Raw genomic sequence first — 14,849 nt, forward strand, 5'->3', positions numbered from 1 at the left:
CTAGGCATCGGCCGACGCAGTATCCGACCGATCCGAGATCGCCTGCCACGCAAGGGCTGCGGCCTTCTGCTCGGCTTCCTTCTTGGTGCGTCCGACACCGCTGCCCATCTTCTCGCCGGCGACCACCGCGGTGGCGGTGAACTCCTTGCTGTGGTCGGGTCCGGTGGAGGAGATCTGATACTGCGGGGGCCCGAAACCGCGCTCGGCGCTGAGTTCCTGCAGGGATGTCTTCCAGTCCAGGCCCGCGCCGAGATGTCCGGAACGGTCGATCACGTCGTCGAACAGGCCGAGGATCACCCGCCGCGAGGTCTCGAGACCGTGTTCGAGGTAGATCGCCCCGAACAGGGACTCCATGCCATCGGCGAGGATCGAGTCCTTGTCCCGGCCACCGGTGAGTTCCTCACCGCGACCGAGGTACAGATAGTGGCCGAGTCCGTGCTCACCGAGTTCGCGCGCGACGTCGGCCAGGGCGTGCATGTTGACCACACTGGCCCGGATCTTGGCCAGCTCGCCCTCCGGGCGGTCGGGGAAGCCCACGTACAGCCGCTCGGTGATCACCACACCGAGCACCGAGTCACCGAGGAACTCCAGGCGCTCGTTGGTGGGCAGTCCGCCGTGCTCGTAGGCGAAGGAGCGGTGCGTCAGTGCCAGCGTCAGCAGGTCGTCGGAGATCTCGGTGCCGATCGCGGTCAGCAGGGAGGCGAACTCGGTGGCCTCGGTGCCCTTACGGGAGCCGCTGCTCACTGCGGGTCCTGCCGTTCGCCGTCCTCACCGGGCGTGGGTTCGTCGGCGGTCTTCAGATCCCCGAACTTGCCGGCGAGTCCCGCCCAGCGCGGGTCGATCTTCTCGTGTCCGTGTCCGGGTTCGGCGACGGCCAGCCGCACACCGCACTCGCTGCACAGTCCCTGGCAATCGTCCTCGCACAGCGGCGACATCGGCAGCTCGAGGGCCACCGCGTCGATCACCGACTGCTCGAGATCGATCCGGTCGTCGACGATCCGGTGGATGTCGTCGGCGTCGGTGGTCTGCTCGGTCTGGCTGTCAGGGTAGGCGAACAGCTCGGTGAGGAAGACCGTGACGGTGCCGTCGAGCGGCTCCAGACATCGCGAACACTGTCCGGCGGTCTCGCCGCACACGGTTCCGGTCACCAGCACGCCCTCGCTGACCGCCTCCAGGCGCAGATCGAATTCGACATCGGAGCCCTCGGGGATCGCGATCATCTCCACGCCCAGACGGTCGGGGGCGGTCACGGTCCGGTGCACCTCGGACATGGTGCCGGGGCGGCGCCCGAAGGACCGGATGTCGAGCACAAACGGATCACGGGCGACGGCATCGGTACCCGACGCGGATACTCCCGGGGTCACAGCATTTTCGGCCACGTATGCACCATACGCCCGGGTCAGGCAAGTATCGAATGCCCGCCCGGACGCGTGTCGGCAGGTGCGCTCAGACCGCCATCGGCGACGGCTGCTCGGCCTCCTGGCCGCGCCCGCGACCACCGCGAACGGGTTCGTGGTCGACGCTGCGCGGGTATTCCACGTAGTCGTGCATCCCGGCGCCGGTACGCAGCTGGTGACGGCCGCGGTTCACCGACCGCAGCGTGTTGGTGAGGGTCTCCTCGAACTGCGCCAGCTTCTCGTCGACGTAGACGTCGCAGTCGCCGCGCAGGCGGTCGGCCTCGGCGTGGGCGGCGTCGATGATGCGCTCGGCCTCGGACTTGGCCGCGGCCACCACCTCGGCCTCGCTGACCAGACGCTGCTGCTCGGCGATGCCGTCGGCCACCGACTTGTCGTAGGTGTTGTTGGCGGCGTCGATGGTGCGCTGCGCCTCGGCGCGGGCGCGGCCGGTGACCGCCTCGAACTCGCGGGCCGCGCTGGTCGAGAGCCGACGGGCCTCCTCGGTGGCGTCCTCGACCAGCGAGGAGCCGTGGTTGCCCGCCTCCTCGACCATGCGGTCGGCCTGCGCCTTGGCGTCGGAGAGGATGCGGTCGGCCTCGGCGCGGGCGTGCGCGAGGACCGCCTCGGACTCGGAGTCGGCGCCGGTGACCACGGTGTCGGCGTGATCGCGCGCCTCCGACAGCAGGGTCTCCCGCTGGTCGAGGACGTCCTGCGCGTCGTCGAGCTCACCTGGGATGGAGTCCTTGATGTCGTCGAGGAGCTCGAGCACATCCCCGCGCGGGACCACGCAGCCCGCGGTCATGGGGACACTCCGTGCCTCCTCGACGATCGCAACGAGCTCGTCGAGTGCTTCGAATACCCGGTACACAGCCACCCCAATCCGGCATCTGCCTTGGTTCCGTCGATGAAACGCTTGTGACTATTGTGCCGAATGTTGCGACTGTGACTGCGGAGGCCCCTGTGGTCGGCGTGTCGTGTGATGCTATGGAGGTCGAAAACTCGAGGTCAACGCCCGGGAAACGGCAAAACCCTAGACCTGTCGTTCACCCGCGAGGACTGCCTGCAGCCGGTCGTGGATGTGTTCGGAGAGGAACGGACGCACATCGCCGCCGAGTTTGGCGACCTCCTTGACCAGTGAGCTCGACACGTGGGCGTAGCTCGGGTCGGTCAGCAGGAACATGGTCTCGACGTCGGCGAGTTCACGGTTCATCTGCGCCATCGGCAGCTCGTAGTCGAAGTCCACCGACGACCGCAATCCCTTCACGATCGCGTGGATGCCGTTCTGGGTCAGATAGTCGACGAGCAGTCCGCGCCACTTGTCGACGCGCACATTGGGCAGATCGGCACAGTCGTGCCGGATCAGGTCGAGGCGTTCGTCGACGTCGAACATCCCCCGCTTGTTGGGGTTGACCACCACGGTCACCACCAGTTCGTCGAAGCACCGCGCCGCGCGCTCGACGACATACCGGTGGCCACGGGTGAAGGGATCGAAGGAGCCTGGGAGCACCGCGCTTGTCATGCCGGTCAACCTACCTGCGCCCCGGCCGCGCCCACCCCGCCTCCCCCGGCCCGGACCGTCGTCTCCGCCCGGTCCGTCACCGCTCGGGCGAGCCCATCTGCGCACCCGGAGAGGCAGATCGGCCGGACCGCCCAGATCAGACCGGACCGCTCAGGCCAGGCGGGCGAACTGGACCACCGTGTCGCCGTAGGTCTTGTCCACGATCACCTCGAACGCCGCGGGCCAGTCCACCGCACTGCGCCGATCCCGTTCCAGCACCACCAGCCCGTCCTCGGCCAGCCATCCCTGGGCCAAGGCGGTCAGGTCGGCGGTCATCTCCTCGTCACCGAGGGCATACGGCGGGTCGGAGAAGATCACGTCGAATCCCCGGGTGGCACTGCCGGCCAGATACGACGACGCGGTGCCGGTGACGACGCGGGTCTCCCGCGAGACCTTCAACGCCGACAGGTTCTTGGTGATCACCGCGGTGGCCCGCCGCCGGCTGTCGACGAACTCGGCGTGGGTCGCGCCGCGCGAGAGCGCCTCGATCCCCAGCGCACCGGATCCGGCGTACAGGTCGAGCACGCGAGCCTCGTCGAGGTCGATGCGGGCGCCGAGCACGTTGAACACCGCCTCACGGACCCGGTCGGACGTCGGGCGGGTGCCCTCGTCGGGGACCGCGATGCGGTGGCCGCGAAACCGGCCGGCGATGATGCGTGTCATCCCCACATTGTCGCGCGTGCGAATCCGGGCCCGGGACCCGTGCCCGATTCGGACATGGCGGCATTCGTTACAGGAATGTGTCCCAAGTCACATCCGTCGGCTGAACTGGGCCGACGACGGTGTTTCGCCGACCGATTTTCGTCGATGGGTGAATTCGTCGACAGCGGTTGTTAGCGTCGAAAACCGTTATGAGCCCGTCCCCAACAAGAACGGCCACATCACCCAGAGCGCCATCCGCGGCGCCCACGCTGCGCGTCCCGACCGTCACCGACGGCGCAGCCATCCACCAGATCGCCGAGCGCTCACGCGTTCTCGACGTCAATTCCGGATACGCCTACGTCCTCTGGTGTCACGATTTCGCCGACACCTCGGTTGTCGCCGAGATCGAGGGCACACCAGTCGGATTCGTCACCGGATACCGCAGGCCCGACGACCCGGCCACCCTGATGGTCTGGCAGGTGGCGACCGGAGAGTCCTACCGCGGCCTCGGAATCGCTGCGGCGATGCTGCACCACCTACTCGACCGAACTGCGGCACAAGGTGTCTCGCGCCTACAGACCACCATCAGTCCGGACAACCCCGCATCCCAGCGGCTGTTCGCGGCGGTGGCCGCCCAACGCGGCCTTCGGTTTTCCCGGCGTGATCTGTTCGCGGCGGACCTGTTCCCGGATTCCCATCAACCCGAAGATCTCTACACCCTCGAACCCGATGGGTTCGATTCGACCACTGACGCCACTTCTTAGGCGCCACAACGGTTTCTGCTGAACGCGATCAACCCGATCGTGTCTGTCCGGCTACGCACGTCCAGCGTATCCGGGCGTCATCCCACCCCTGGAGGTGTCTTTCCATGACCCTGCTCGACTCCCCTGTCGACGACGCGGTCCCCACCATCACCGACATGTCGGTGTTCGAACAGCACGAATCGGAGGTGCGCAGCTACTGCCGGAACTGGCCGACGGTCTTCGAGCAGGCACGTGGCTCCTGGCTCACCGACGTCCACGGTGACCGCTACCTCGACTTCTTCGCCGGTGCCGGCGCCCTCAACTACGGTCACAACAACCCGGTGCTCAAGCAGGCCCTGCTGGAGTACCTGGTGGACGACGGGATCGTGCACGGCCTCGACATGGCGACCGTGGCCAAGGCCCGGTTCATCGAGACCTTCCGCGACAACGTCCTGCAGCCGCGCGGACTCGACCACAAGATCCAGTTCCCCGGTCCGACCGGTACCAACGCGGTGGAATCGGCCCTCAAACTGGCCCGCAAGGTGACCGGCCGCGAGTCGGTGATCGGATTCACCAACGCCTTCCACGGCATGACGCTGGGATCGCTGTCGGTGACCGGCAACTCGATGAAGCGCGCCGGCGCGGGTATCCCGCTGGTCCACGCCACCCCCATGCCGTTCGACAACTATCTCGGCGGTGTGGTCGAGGACTTCACCTGGTTCGAGCGTGTCCTCGACGATTCCGGCAGCGGACTGAACCTGCCCGCCGCGGTGATCGTCGAGACGGTGCAGGGCGAGGGTGGGGTCAACGTCGCCCGGCCCGAGTGGCTGCGTGGCCTGGCCGACCTGTGCCGCCGGCACGACATGCTGCTGATCGTCGACGACGTGCAGATGGGTTGCGGCCGTACCGGTGAGTTCTTCTCGTTCGAGGAGGCCGGGATCGTCCCCGACATCATCACCCTCTCGAAGTCCATCGGCGGATACGGACTCCCCTTGGCGCTCACCCTGATCCGACCTGATCTCGATGTCTGGACACCGGGTGAACACAACGGCACCTTCCGCGGCAACAATCCGGCGTTCGTCACCGCGACCCGTGCGCTCGAGCACTACTGGGCCGACGACACGTTCTCCCGCGACATCCACATCAAGGGCCGCCAGATCGAAGAAGTGCTCACCGCGCTCGCCGGACGCCATCAGGGGTTGTCGACGCGGGGTCGCGGCATGGTCCGCGGACTCGTCTTCGACGACGCCACACATGCCGGCAAGGTGTGCACGCGGGCCTTCGAGTCCGGGCTGCTCGCCGAGACGTCCGGGCCGTCCGACGAAGTCGTCAAACTGCTTCCACCACTGACCATCTCGACCGAGGACCTCGACCGTGGGCTCGGGATTCTCGTCGACGCCACCGAGGAGGTTCTGGCATGATCGTGCGCACCACCCAGGAGATCACCGGCACCGACCGCGACGTCGCCGACCCCGCGGGCAAGTGGGTGTCCAAACGGATCGTGCTGGCCGGCGACGGTGTGGGATTCTCCTTCCACGAGACCACCATCGAGGCCGGAACGGTCAACGAGTTCCACTACGCCCACCACATCGAATCGGTGTGGCTGGTCGAGGGGCAGGGCACGCTGCTCGACCGGGAGACCGGTGAGAAGTACCCGCTCGGGCCCGGCACCATGTACCTGCTCGACGGACACGAGCGCCACACCGTCACCGCCGACACCCGGATGCGGATGCTGTGTGTGTTCAATCCGCCGGTCGTGGGCGACGAGGTTCACGACGAGAACGGCGTCTATCCGCTGGTGACCGCGGTGCCCGAGCCGGGTCGCCACTCCGTCGGTTCCTGACCCGCCGGCCGGATCCGGACCGGCCTATTCTGGACAGGGTGCGTACCCGTCCGCAGGCCGCCTGGATTCCGGCCGAACCGACCCCGGCCGATGATGATGTCGACACCTCGATCGCCCGGTTGCGCGGGCTGCTCGACGGGGCCCGGATCGCGGCGCTCACCGGGGCGGGGATCTCCACCGATTCCGGTATCCCCGACTATCGCAGTCCCGGTGCGCCGATCCGGACCCCGATGACGGTGCAGATGTTCCTGTCGTCACCGGACTTCCGGCGCCACTACTGGGCGCGCAACCATCTGGGCTGGCGGCACATGGACGCCGCGCAGCCGAATGCCGGACATCATGCGCTCACCGCGTTGCAGCGACAGGGCAGTCTGAACGGCGTGATCACCCAGAACGTGGACATGCTCCACACCAAGGCGGGTACCCGCGGGGTGATCGACCTGCACGGCTCGTATGGGCGGGTGCGGTGCCTGGGATGCGGGTGGATCGTGTCCCGGCACCGCCTCGCCGACATGCTCGAGGCGCGCAATCCCGGGTTCGCCGACCGTGTGACGAGTCGGGGTGCGATCGAGGTGGCACCGGATGCCGACATGGTGCTCCACGACACCGCCGACTTCATCGTCGCCGAATGCCCGATGTGCGGCGGAATCCTGAAGCCCGACATCGTGTACTTCGGCGAGAACGCCCCGAAAGATCTGGTGGAACAGTCGTTCTCGCTCGTCGACGCCAGCGATGCACTGTTGGTGGCCGGGTCGTCGTTGACGGTGATGAGCGGCTTGCGCTTCGCCCGTCACGCGCATCGGACGGGCAAGGTCCTCGTCGTCGTCAACCGCGGCGGTACCCGTGCCGACGACATCGCCGACCTCAAGGTCGATCACTACTGCGGCGTGGTGCTGCCGGCATTGGCCGGCTGAGCCGATCGCCTCGGGCGTGGGTCGACGTGGTCGCCGACACGCTCATCTCACCGGGTTTCGACACGGGTCCTCGCCCTTCCGGCTCGGTCCCGGCTCAACCATCAACACTTGTTGCCACAGTGGGTCTTTGATCAAAGATACGTCCGAGTCGACGCCACCACCCATCGCGAACACCACCAAACGCCAACCGCCACACGATGCTTGAGCCGACGAGGAGCGAAGCGACAAGTCGAGTCGAAACCTCCCACGCCCGAGCACACGACGTCACCACACGGGGACGAACCCGGGCGCGGAACGGCTCAGCGCAACCTACACCGTCACCAGATCGTCGGCGTGGACCACGGGGCGCTGCAGGTCCGGCGGCAGATCGGTGGTGGAACGACCGATCATCGTCTCGACCTCGTCGCTGTCATACGAGGCGACGCCGCGGGCGAAGATCCCGCCGGTGGTGTCGACGAGCTCCACCACATCGCCGTTGGAGAACCCGCCGCGCACGGCGAGAATCCCGGCGGCCAGCAGCGACCGACGACGCTTGGACACCGCGGCCACCGCGCCGTCGTCCAGCACCAGCTGCCCGTGGGTGTCGGCGGCATGCCGCACCCAGAAACGCCTGGCCGACAACCGTTCCGGACGTGCGGCGAAGACGGTGCCGGCCGAGGCGGAACTCAATGCGGCCGCGGCGTCGGCGGCCGAGGCCAGCAGGACGGGCACCCCGCCGTCGGCGGCCAGACGCGCGGCGGCGAGCTTGGAGGCCATCCCCCCGGTACCCAGCGCACCGCCGGAACCGGCGATCACCCCGTCGAGGTCGTCGGGGCCGTTCACCTCGGCGATGAAGCGCGCGGGACGTCCGTCGGGGCCGGGCTTACGGGGGTCACCGTCGTAGAGACCGTCCACATCCGACAGCAACACCAGTGCGTCGGCACTGGTCAGGTGCGCGACGAGGGCGGCCAGCCGGTCGTTGTCACCGAACCGGATCTCGTTGGTCGCCACCGTGTCGTTCTCGTTGACCACCGCGATCGCCCCGAGTGACCGCAACCGGTCGAGGGTGCGCTGGGCATTGGCATGGTGTGAGCGATTCGAGATGTCGTCGGCGGTGAGCAGCACCTGTCCGACGGTGCGCCCATAGCGGGAGAAGCTGGTCCCCCAGGCATAGGCGAGGGCGAGCTGGCCGACACTCGCCGCGGCCTGCTTGGTCGCGAGATCCTTGGGTCGCTTCTTCAGGCCGAGCGGCGCGATCCCCGCACCGATCGCCCCGGACGAGACGACGACGACATCCGAACCGGCCCGCATCCGCGCCTCGAGGGCGTCGGCGAGCCGGTCGAGCCTGGCCATGTCGAGTCCGGTGCCGACGTCGGTGAGCGCCGACGACCCGATCTTGACCACGATGCTGCGGGCATGCGCGATCTGTTCGCGGACATCGCTCATGCGTCGTCGGCTTCGTCGGGCAGTCCGCGACGTAGGCGACGTGCCTGCTTGCGCTCGGCGGCGCCGACACGATCGGAGCGGTCGAGCCGGATGTCGGTGCCACGTCCGGTGATCGGGACCTCGTCGCCGGTCGGGGTGGTGGGTTCCCAGTCGAAGGTCATGTCACCGATGGTGACCGCGGCGCCCGGCTGCGCACCCAGCTTGGTGAGCGCGTCCTCCACGCCGAGACGGTTCAGGCGATCGGCGAGATAGCCGACGGCCTCGTCGTTGCCGAACTGCGTCTGGGCGATCCAGCGCTCCGGGCGTGCGCCTCGCACGATGAAGCCGCCCTCGATCTCCGGATCCGGGATCACGCTGAACTCGGACTCGTCGACCGCCTTGGGCCGGATGACCGCACGGCGCGCGGCCGGCTTCGGGTGGGCCGCACGGTAATCGGCGACCATCGAGGCCAGACCGTTGGTGAGTTCTTTGAGCCCGGTGTGCGCCACCGCGGAGATCCGGAACACCGGCCAGCCGCGCTCGGCGATGTCGCTCTCCACGAGATCGGCGAGCTCGGCGGCATCGGGGACGTCGATCTTGTTGAGGATCACCACACGCGGACGTTCGGCGAGGTCACCGAGTCCGTGATCGGCGTCGAGTGCGGGCCGGTAGGCGGCCAGCTCGGCCTCCAGCGCGTCGATGTCGGACACCGGGTCACGGCCGGGTTCCAGTGTGGCGCAGTCGACGACGTGTGCGAGTACCGCACAGCGCTCGAGGTGGCGCAGGAAGTCAAGGCCCAGACCGCGACCGGCGGATGCGCCCGGGATCAGGCCGGGGACGTCGGCGATGGTGAACACGTCACCGGCGGACTGCACCACACCGAGATTGGGCTGCAACGTGGTGAACGGGTAGTCGGCGATCTTCGGCTTGGCCGACGAGAGCACCGACACCAGAGACGACTTCCCGGCGGACGGGAAGCCGACGAGGCCGACGTCGGCCACCGACTTCAGTTCGAGGACGAGGTCGCGCTCCTGGCCCTGTTCGCCGAGCAGCGCGAAACCCGGGGCCTTGCGGGCCTTGGACGCCAGTGAGGCGTTGCCCAGTCCCCCGCGGCCGCCCTGGGCGGCCTCGAAGACGGTGCCCGCGCCGACGAGATCGGCGAGGATGGTGCCGTCGGTGTCGAGGACGACGGTGCCGTCGGGCACGGGCAGGACCAGATCGTCGCCGGTGGCGCCGTCCCGGTTGTCACCCATACCGGGTTTGCCGTTGGTGCCGCGGGCATGCGGACGGAAGTGGAAGTCGAGCAGGGTGTGCACCTGCGGGTCGACGACGAGGCGCACCGATCCCCCGTTGCCGCCGTTGCCGCCGTCGGGGCCGCCGAGCGGCTTGAACTTCTCCCGGTGGACGGAGCTGCAGCCGTGGCCCCCGTTGCCGGCGGCGACGTGGATGGTCACCCGGTCGACGAACCGCGACATGTCGATTTCCTTCCGTTCGCGATCCTCACCGATGACGATCGCAGTTGAATCAAGTAGAGAGTGTCGAACCGAGGAACAGTTCGGGGCAGAACAACAGGGTCGAACCAAAACAACAGGGCGGGCTGGGTGCTTATGCCCCTGCCCGCCCTGTTGTGAGAGCTCTGGTGGTTCCGATGAACCGCTCGGGTCAGGCCTGAGCGGTCTCCGGGACGATGTTCACGGTCTTGCGGCCACGCTTGGTGCCGAACTCGACGGCGCCCGCGGCAAGCGCGAACAGGGTGTCGTCGCCACCGCGACCGACGTTGACGCCCGGGTGGAACTTGGTGCCGCGCTGGCGGACCAGGATCTCACCGGCGCTGACCTGCTGACCGCCGAAGCGCTTCACACCGAGGCGCTGGGCGTTGGAATCGCGACCGTTGCGCGAGCTGGACGCGCCCTTCTTATGTGCCATCTGTCAGTCCTCCTGGGATACAGGTGAGTCGATTTACTTGATACCGGTGACCTTGAGGACCGTCAGCTTCTGACGATGACCCTGGCGCTTGTGGTAGCCGGTCTTGTTCTTGAACTTGTGGATGCGGATCTTCGGGCCCTTCACGTGCTCGACCACCTCGCCGGTGACCGAGATCGCCGCGAGCTTGTCCGCGTCGGTGGTGAGAGTGGAGCCGTCGACGACCAGGGCCACCGGAAGGCTCACGGTGGTGCCGGGCTCGCCGTCGATCTTCTCGACCTTCACAATGTCGCCCTCAGCGACCTTGTACTGCTTACCGCCGGTCTTGACGATCGCGTACGTTGCCATCGAAGCTGTCCTCTTACTCATCATCTCGGGCCGTGATCCGCCCTGGGGGGAACCACGGGTGTTGTGGGTGTGTGCATCTGTTGCGGGCCGTGCGAGTCCCCGCGCGCTACGCCGGGATTCGCTCGGTCACTCCAGAGGGCCTGCCGGCGGGATCTCCACTGTGCGAATGTCCTGCAACAGGCACAGCTCGAACCCTCCGCCAGAGGCGACCAATCAAGATTACGGGAGCCCATCGGTTCAGGTCAAACTCACCTCGGGGTCGCGTGTCGGTCACCGTGCCGGTGGCCGGTGGTTACTCCTCCACCGGCGGACCGGCCGGACGTCCGGCGGCCCGTCGCCGCGGTCGGCGGTGCACCGCGACCGTGGTCTCCCCGTTCGACGACGATGTCGTCGGACCGAACGTCGTGAGCGGCTCGGCCGCGACGTCGGGCAGGGTCAGCGTCGACACCTCGGACGTGTGCGTCGGAGATGACGCCGCCCGCCGTGCCGCACGACGCCGCCGTGGCCGTCGCGTCGCGGTCTCCTGCTCCGGAGCCGGGGTGGGCTCCTGGCTCTCGGCTGCCGGGCTCTCGGTCACCTGGACTGCCGGGGTCTCGGTCGCTGGGGTCTCGGTCACCGGGGTCTCGGCCGAGACGTGCTCGTCGTCAGCAGGTTCGGTCCGGCCGCGCTCCGCCGCGACGGTCGCGGACTGATCCTGCTGCGTCCGGTCCCGCTGGGCTTGATTCCGCTGCGTCCGATCCCGCTGCGTCCGATCCCGGCGGCTCCGATCCTGACGGGCCTGATCCTCGTGCGCCTGATCCTCGTGTGCCTGATCCGCGTGCGTTTGATCCTCGTGCGCCTGATCCGCGTGCGCCCCGTCGATGTGCTCGTCGTGGTCGTGCCCGTCGTGGTCGTGCTCCTCGTGCTCCCCATGCGAGTGTGCGGCCATCGCGCGGAACATCGGATGCTCACCGCGATGCTGGGTGGCCTTGGGTGCGGGCGCCTGCTCCACCACGGCCGGTTCGCTCTTGCGCTTGCCGCGCCGTGACCGCTTCGATCCCGATCCCTCGCCGCGGGTGTTGTCGTCCGAGCGCACCTCGACGGGGCTCGAGTGCACGATCACGCCACGCCCACCGCACGCGGTGCACGTGGTCGAGAACGCCTCGAGCAACCCGGTACCGAGACGCTTACGGGTCATCTGCACCAGGCCCAGCGACGTCACCTCGGACACCTGATGACGGGTCCGGTCACGGGCCAGCGCCTCAGTGAGGCGGCGCAGCACCAGGTCACGGTTGGACTCCAGGACCATGTCGATGAAGTCGACGATGATCATCCCGCCCAGATCGCGCAGCCGCATCTGCCGCACGATCTCCTCGGCGGCCTCCAGGTTGTTGCGGGTGACCGTCTCCTCGAGGTTGCCGCCCGACCCGGTGAACTTGCCGGTGTTGACGTCGATGACCGTCATCGCCTCGGTGTGTTCGATGATCAGCGTGCCGCCCGACGGCAGCCACACCTTGCGGTCGAGCGCCTTGGCGAGCTGTTCGTCGACGCGGTGCACCACGAACGAGTCCGGGGAGTCGGCGTGGGCACGCTCGAACTTCTCGACCCGCTCCAGCAGGTCGGGTGCCACCGCACTGACGTAGGTCTCCACCAGGTTCCAGGCGCGGTCACCCTCGATGACCAGCTTGCGGAAGTCCTCGTTGAACAGGTCACGCACCACGCGGACCAGCAGGTCCGGCTCCTCGTAGAGAGCGCGCGGCGAGACCGATCCCTTGGCCTTCTTGGCCTCGGCGACCGACTCCTCGATGCCCTCCCACTTGTTCTCCAGGCGTTCGATGTCGGCGGCCAGGTCGTCGGCGCTGACGCCCTCCGACGCGGTCCGGATGATCACACCGGCGTTGTCCGGGACGAGCTTGGACAGGATCTGCTTGAGACGCTTGCGTTCCACATCGGGCAGCTTGCGGCTGATCCCCGTGGACGAGCCGCCCGGGACGTACACCAGGTAGCGGCCGGCCAGGGAGATCTGCGTGGTCAGCCGGGCGCCTTTGTGGCCGACCGGATCCTTGGACACCTGCACCACGACGTTGTCGCCGGGCGAGAGTGCCTGCTCGATCTTGCGCGATCCGCCGTCGAGTCCGGCGGCATCCCAGTTGACCTCACCGGCATAGAGCACGCCGTTGCGGCCACGGCCGATGTCGACGAATGCGGCCTCCATACCCGGCAGCACGTTCTGGACGCGGCCCAGGTAGATGTTGCCGACCATCGACGACGACGTCTCGGTGGTCACGAAATGCTCCACCAGCACGCCGTCCTCGAGGACTGCGACCTGCGTGTAGTCCTCGATCGGGGTGTGATCGGTGTGGTCGCCGTGGTTCAGGGCGACGTTGGCGCTGCGCTCGCGCACCACCATCACGCGTTCGACGGCCTCGCGGCGCGCGAGGAACTCCGACTCGCTCAGGATCGGCGGGCGGCGCCGTCCGGCATCGCGGCCGTCCCGGCGACGCTGACGCTTGGCCTCGAGCCGGGTCGACCCGGAGATGCCCTGCACCTCGTCGCGGACCCGCTTGCTGCGCGGTTCACGCTCGTGGACGACGGTGTTCGGCGGGTCGTCGGGCGAGACCTCGTCGGGCTCGTCGCCACCCTTGCGACGGCGACGGCGGCGCCGGCGCTTCGAGGTGGGGACGGAGGCGTCGTCGTCATCGGAGCCGGACTCGTCGTCCGATCCGTCCTCGTCGGAGTCGTCTGCGGTGTTGTCCTCGGTGGTGTGCTCCCCGTGCTGGGAACCGCGCCGCCTCCGGCCGCGGCCGCTGCCCGAGTCGCCGTCCTTGGCGTCGGTGCCCGCGGAGTCGGAATCCTTCGACTCGGCGTCTTTCGAATCGTCGCCGGCGGCATCCGAGCCCGTCGACTCGAGGGACTCGGATTCGGCCTGCGACTCCGAGTCGGTCTCGTCGTCGGAGTCGTCGCGCTCGCTCTGATCACCACGCCCACGGCCACGGCCACGGCGGCCACGCCGACGGCGACGACGCCCGGACTCGCCGTGCTGATCGTCGTCGGCGGTCTCACCGGCCACCGACGCCGAGTCGGCCTCCGGCTCGGTCTCGGTGACCTGCTCACTGCTGTCGGTCTCTGCGGCGGGTGCCTCGGGGGCGGGCTCGACGGTCGCCTTGCGGGGGCGTGCGGGCGGCTCGGTCAGCTGCGGCTGCAGGAACAGCGGTCCGGCCACGACCTCGCCGACCGGCGACACCGGCTCGTGGCTGACGGTCTCGACTGCCGAGAACAGCACGGAGTCGATCTTCGGCCGGGCCGGTGCGGCCTCGGCGGATGCGGTGTCGGCTGCCTCGACCGGGGTCTCGGTGACCGGAGGCTCGGTGACCGGGGTCTCGGCCTCTGCGGCGATCGACTCTGCGGCGATCGACTCTGCGGGGGCGTCGGCCTCGGGGGCCGCATCTGCAGGCGTCTCGTCTACCGGGGTCTGGTCTGCAGGGACATCTTCTGCGGCAGGCTCCTGTGCAGAAGCCGTGACCGGTGCCTCGGCGACCACGGTCTCGGGGGCGGGCGCCTGATCGGTGACGACCTCCTCGACCACGGTCTCCGCGACGACGATCTCCTCGACCGTGTCCGGGACGGGCTCGGCCGGGACGGCGGCAGCGCCGACGCTGTCCGCAACGGCCTCGGTGGCCGGTTCAGGTGCGGCCGGTGCCGGCACCTCGGGCTCGCCCGCGGCTGCGGGAGCCGCGTCAGCGTTCTCGCTCGCCTCGGCGTTCTCGTCGATCTCTGGTTGCGGCTCGCGGACCAGTTTGGCGACGGCGTTGGCCTGCGCACGCTCGACGCTCGACTGTGGGCTCCGCAGGTGCCATCCGAGTTCGGCCAGGTGGGCGATCACCTGTCGGCTGGTCAGCCCGAGGGCTCGGGCCAGTGCGTGCACACGAAGCTTGTTGGGGAATTCTTCTTCCACCGGATCCGACGCTGCGTTCGCGTCAGCCGGTGACCCGTTGTCGGTCACTCGTTCTCCTCGAACCCCCGGGCGCGTCATCACGACGCGGCCACGCGAGGGCCTGTCCTGTGTCCCGGCGTCTGCCGGTGTTGTGTGGTCTCCGC

14 protein-coding genes are annotated in these 14,849 nt (G+C 68.4%); 4 read left to right on the top strand and 10 right to left on the bottom strand.

Going from position 1 to position 14,849, the window contains the following annotated elements:
* The 5 genes from rnc to rsmD form a co-directional block, all read right to left on the bottom strand.
* The gene (gene rnc, locus Q9K23_RS02795) at window positions 1-744 is read right to left on the bottom strand and encodes a ribonuclease III (RefSeq protein WP_020791988.1); all 744 of its coding nucleotides are present in this window, start codon (window positions 742-744) and stop codon (window positions 1-3) included.
* Window positions 741-1,379 (bottom strand): DUF177 domain-containing protein, encoded by a 639-nt coding sequence (locus Q9K23_RS02800; protein WP_059035122.1) that lies wholly within the window; start codon window positions 1,377-1,379, stop codon window positions 741-743. The genes rnc and Q9K23_RS02800 overlap by 4 nt, the downstream gene beginning before the upstream one ends.
* A 67-nt stretch (window positions 1,380-1,446) precedes the next feature.
* A complete protein-coding gene (locus tag Q9K23_RS02805; RefSeq protein ID WP_059035124.1) occupies window positions 1,447-2,265 on the bottom strand; it encodes a DivIVA domain-containing protein in 819 nt (272 codons plus the stop codon).
* 162 nt (window positions 2,266-2,427) lie between these two features.
* Complete coding sequence (gene coaD, locus Q9K23_RS02810) at window positions 2,428-2,916, bottom strand: pantetheine-phosphate adenylyltransferase (protein WP_053778759.1); 489 nt, start codon at window positions 2,914-2,916, stop codon at window positions 2,428-2,430.
* Between the two features lie 150 nt (window positions 2,917-3,066).
* Complete coding sequence (gene rsmD / locus Q9K23_RS02815; RefSeq protein ID WP_053778760.1) at window positions 3,067-3,618, bottom strand: 16S rRNA (guanine(966)-N(2))-methyltransferase RsmD; 552 nt, start codon at window positions 3,616-3,618, stop codon at window positions 3,067-3,069.
* 188 nt (window positions 3,619-3,806) lie between these two features.
* Between rsmD and ectA the strand changes: the two genes are divergently transcribed.
* The 4 genes from ectA to Q9K23_RS02835 all read left to right on the top strand — a co-directional run bounded on the left by ectA (window position 3,807) and on the right by Q9K23_RS02835 (window position 7,097).
* Window positions 3,807-4,361 carry a diaminobutyrate acetyltransferase gene (gene ectA / locus Q9K23_RS02820; RefSeq protein WP_020791011.1) on the top strand — a complete coding sequence of 185 codons (555 nt, stop codon included), beginning with the start codon at window positions 3,807-3,809 and terminating at the stop codon, window positions 4,359-4,361.
* Window positions 4,362-4,465: 104 nt separating this feature from the next.
* Window positions 4,466-5,761: a diaminobutyrate--2-oxoglutarate transaminase gene (ectB, locus tag Q9K23_RS02825; protein ID WP_020791010.1), complete on the top strand. Its 1,296-nt coding sequence runs from the start codon at window positions 4,466-4,468 to the stop codon at window positions 5,759-5,761.
* Window positions 5,758-6,183 carry an ectoine synthase gene (locus Q9K23_RS02830; RefSeq protein ID WP_020791008.1) on the top strand — a complete coding sequence of 142 codons (426 nt, stop codon included), beginning with the start codon at window positions 5,758-5,760 and terminating at the stop codon, window positions 6,181-6,183. Before ectB ends, Q9K23_RS02830 begins: the two co-directional genes overlap by 4 nt.
* Before the next feature lie 38 nt (window positions 6,184-6,221).
* Entirely contained in the window at window positions 6,222-7,097 is an 876-nt protein-coding gene (locus Q9K23_RS02835; RefSeq protein WP_020791006.1) for a Sir2 family NAD-dependent protein deacetylase, read from the top strand.
* Between the two features lie 309 nt (window positions 7,098-7,406).
* Here the strand turns inward: Q9K23_RS02835 and proB are convergent, their stop codons facing one another.
* The 5 genes from proB to Q9K23_RS02860 all read right to left on the bottom strand — a co-directional run bounded on the left by proB (window position 7,407) and on the right by Q9K23_RS02860 (window position 14,754).
* Window positions 7,407-8,522: a glutamate 5-kinase gene (gene proB / locus Q9K23_RS02840; protein WP_053778761.1), complete on the bottom strand. Its 1,116-nt coding sequence runs from the start codon at window positions 8,520-8,522 to the stop codon at window positions 7,407-7,409.
* Entirely contained in the window at window positions 8,519-9,976 is a 1,458-nt protein-coding gene (gene obgE / locus Q9K23_RS02845) for a GTPase ObgE (protein WP_053778762.1), read from the bottom strand. Before obgE ends, proB begins: the two co-directional genes overlap by 4 nt.
* A gap of 187 nt (window positions 9,977-10,163) precedes the next feature.
* Complete coding sequence (rpmA, locus tag Q9K23_RS02850) at window positions 10,164-10,427, bottom strand: 50S ribosomal protein L27 (RefSeq protein ID WP_020791075.1); 264 nt, start codon at window positions 10,425-10,427, stop codon at window positions 10,164-10,166.
* Between the two features lie 33 nt (window positions 10,428-10,460).
* Window positions 10,461-10,772 (bottom strand): 50S ribosomal protein L21, encoded by a 312-nt coding sequence (rplU, locus tag Q9K23_RS02855; protein ID WP_020791077.1) that lies wholly within the window; start codon window positions 10,770-10,772, stop codon window positions 10,461-10,463.
* A gap of 292 nt (window positions 10,773-11,064) precedes the next feature.
* Window positions 11,065-14,754, bottom strand: a complete 3,690-nt coding sequence (locus Q9K23_RS02860; RefSeq protein WP_305950383.1) for a translation initiation factor IF-2 N-terminal domain-containing protein — start codon at window positions 14,752-14,754, stop codon at window positions 11,065-11,067.
* Window positions 14,755-14,849 lie beyond the last annotated feature (95 nt).

This window comes from Gordonia sp. NB41Y, from assembly GCF_030718915.1.
GTDB lineage: Bacteria > Actinomycetota > Actinomycetes > Mycobacteriales > Mycobacteriaceae > Gordonia > Gordonia desulfuricans.

Excerpts from the sequence above, each read along its gene's own strand:
- rsmD (WP_053778760.1), bottom strand. The coding sequence starts at position 3,618 with ATGACACGCATCATCGCCGGCCGGTTTCGCGGCCACCGCATCGCGGTC.
- obgE (WP_053778762.1), bottom strand. The coding sequence starts at position 9,976 with ATGTCGCGGTTCGTCGACCGGGTGACCATCCACGTCGCCGCCGGCAAC.
- proB (WP_053778761.1), bottom strand. The coding sequence starts at position 8,522 with ATGAGCGATGTCCGCGAACAGATCGCGCATGCCCGCAGCATCGTGGTC.
- ectA (WP_020791011.1), top strand. The coding sequence starts at position 3,807 with ATGAGCCCGTCCCCAACAAGAACGGCCACATCACCCAGAGCGCCATCC.
- coaD (WP_053778759.1), bottom strand. The coding sequence starts at position 2,916 with ATGACAAGCGCGGTGCTCCCAGGCTCCTTCGATCCCTTCACCCGTGGC.
- ectB (WP_020791010.1), top strand. The coding sequence starts at position 4,466 with ATGACCCTGCTCGACTCCCCTGTCGACGACGCGGTCCCCACCATCACC.
- rplU (WP_020791077.1), bottom strand. The coding sequence starts at position 10,772 with ATGGCAACGTACGCGATCGTCAAGACCGGCGGTAAGCAGTACAAGGTC.
- rpmA (WP_020791075.1), bottom strand. The coding sequence starts at position 10,427 with ATGGCACATAAGAAGGGCGCGTCCAGCTCGCGCAACGGTCGCGATTCC.
- Q9K23_RS02830 (WP_020791008.1), top strand. The coding sequence starts at position 5,758 with ATGATCGTGCGCACCACCCAGGAGATCACCGGCACCGACCGCGACGTC.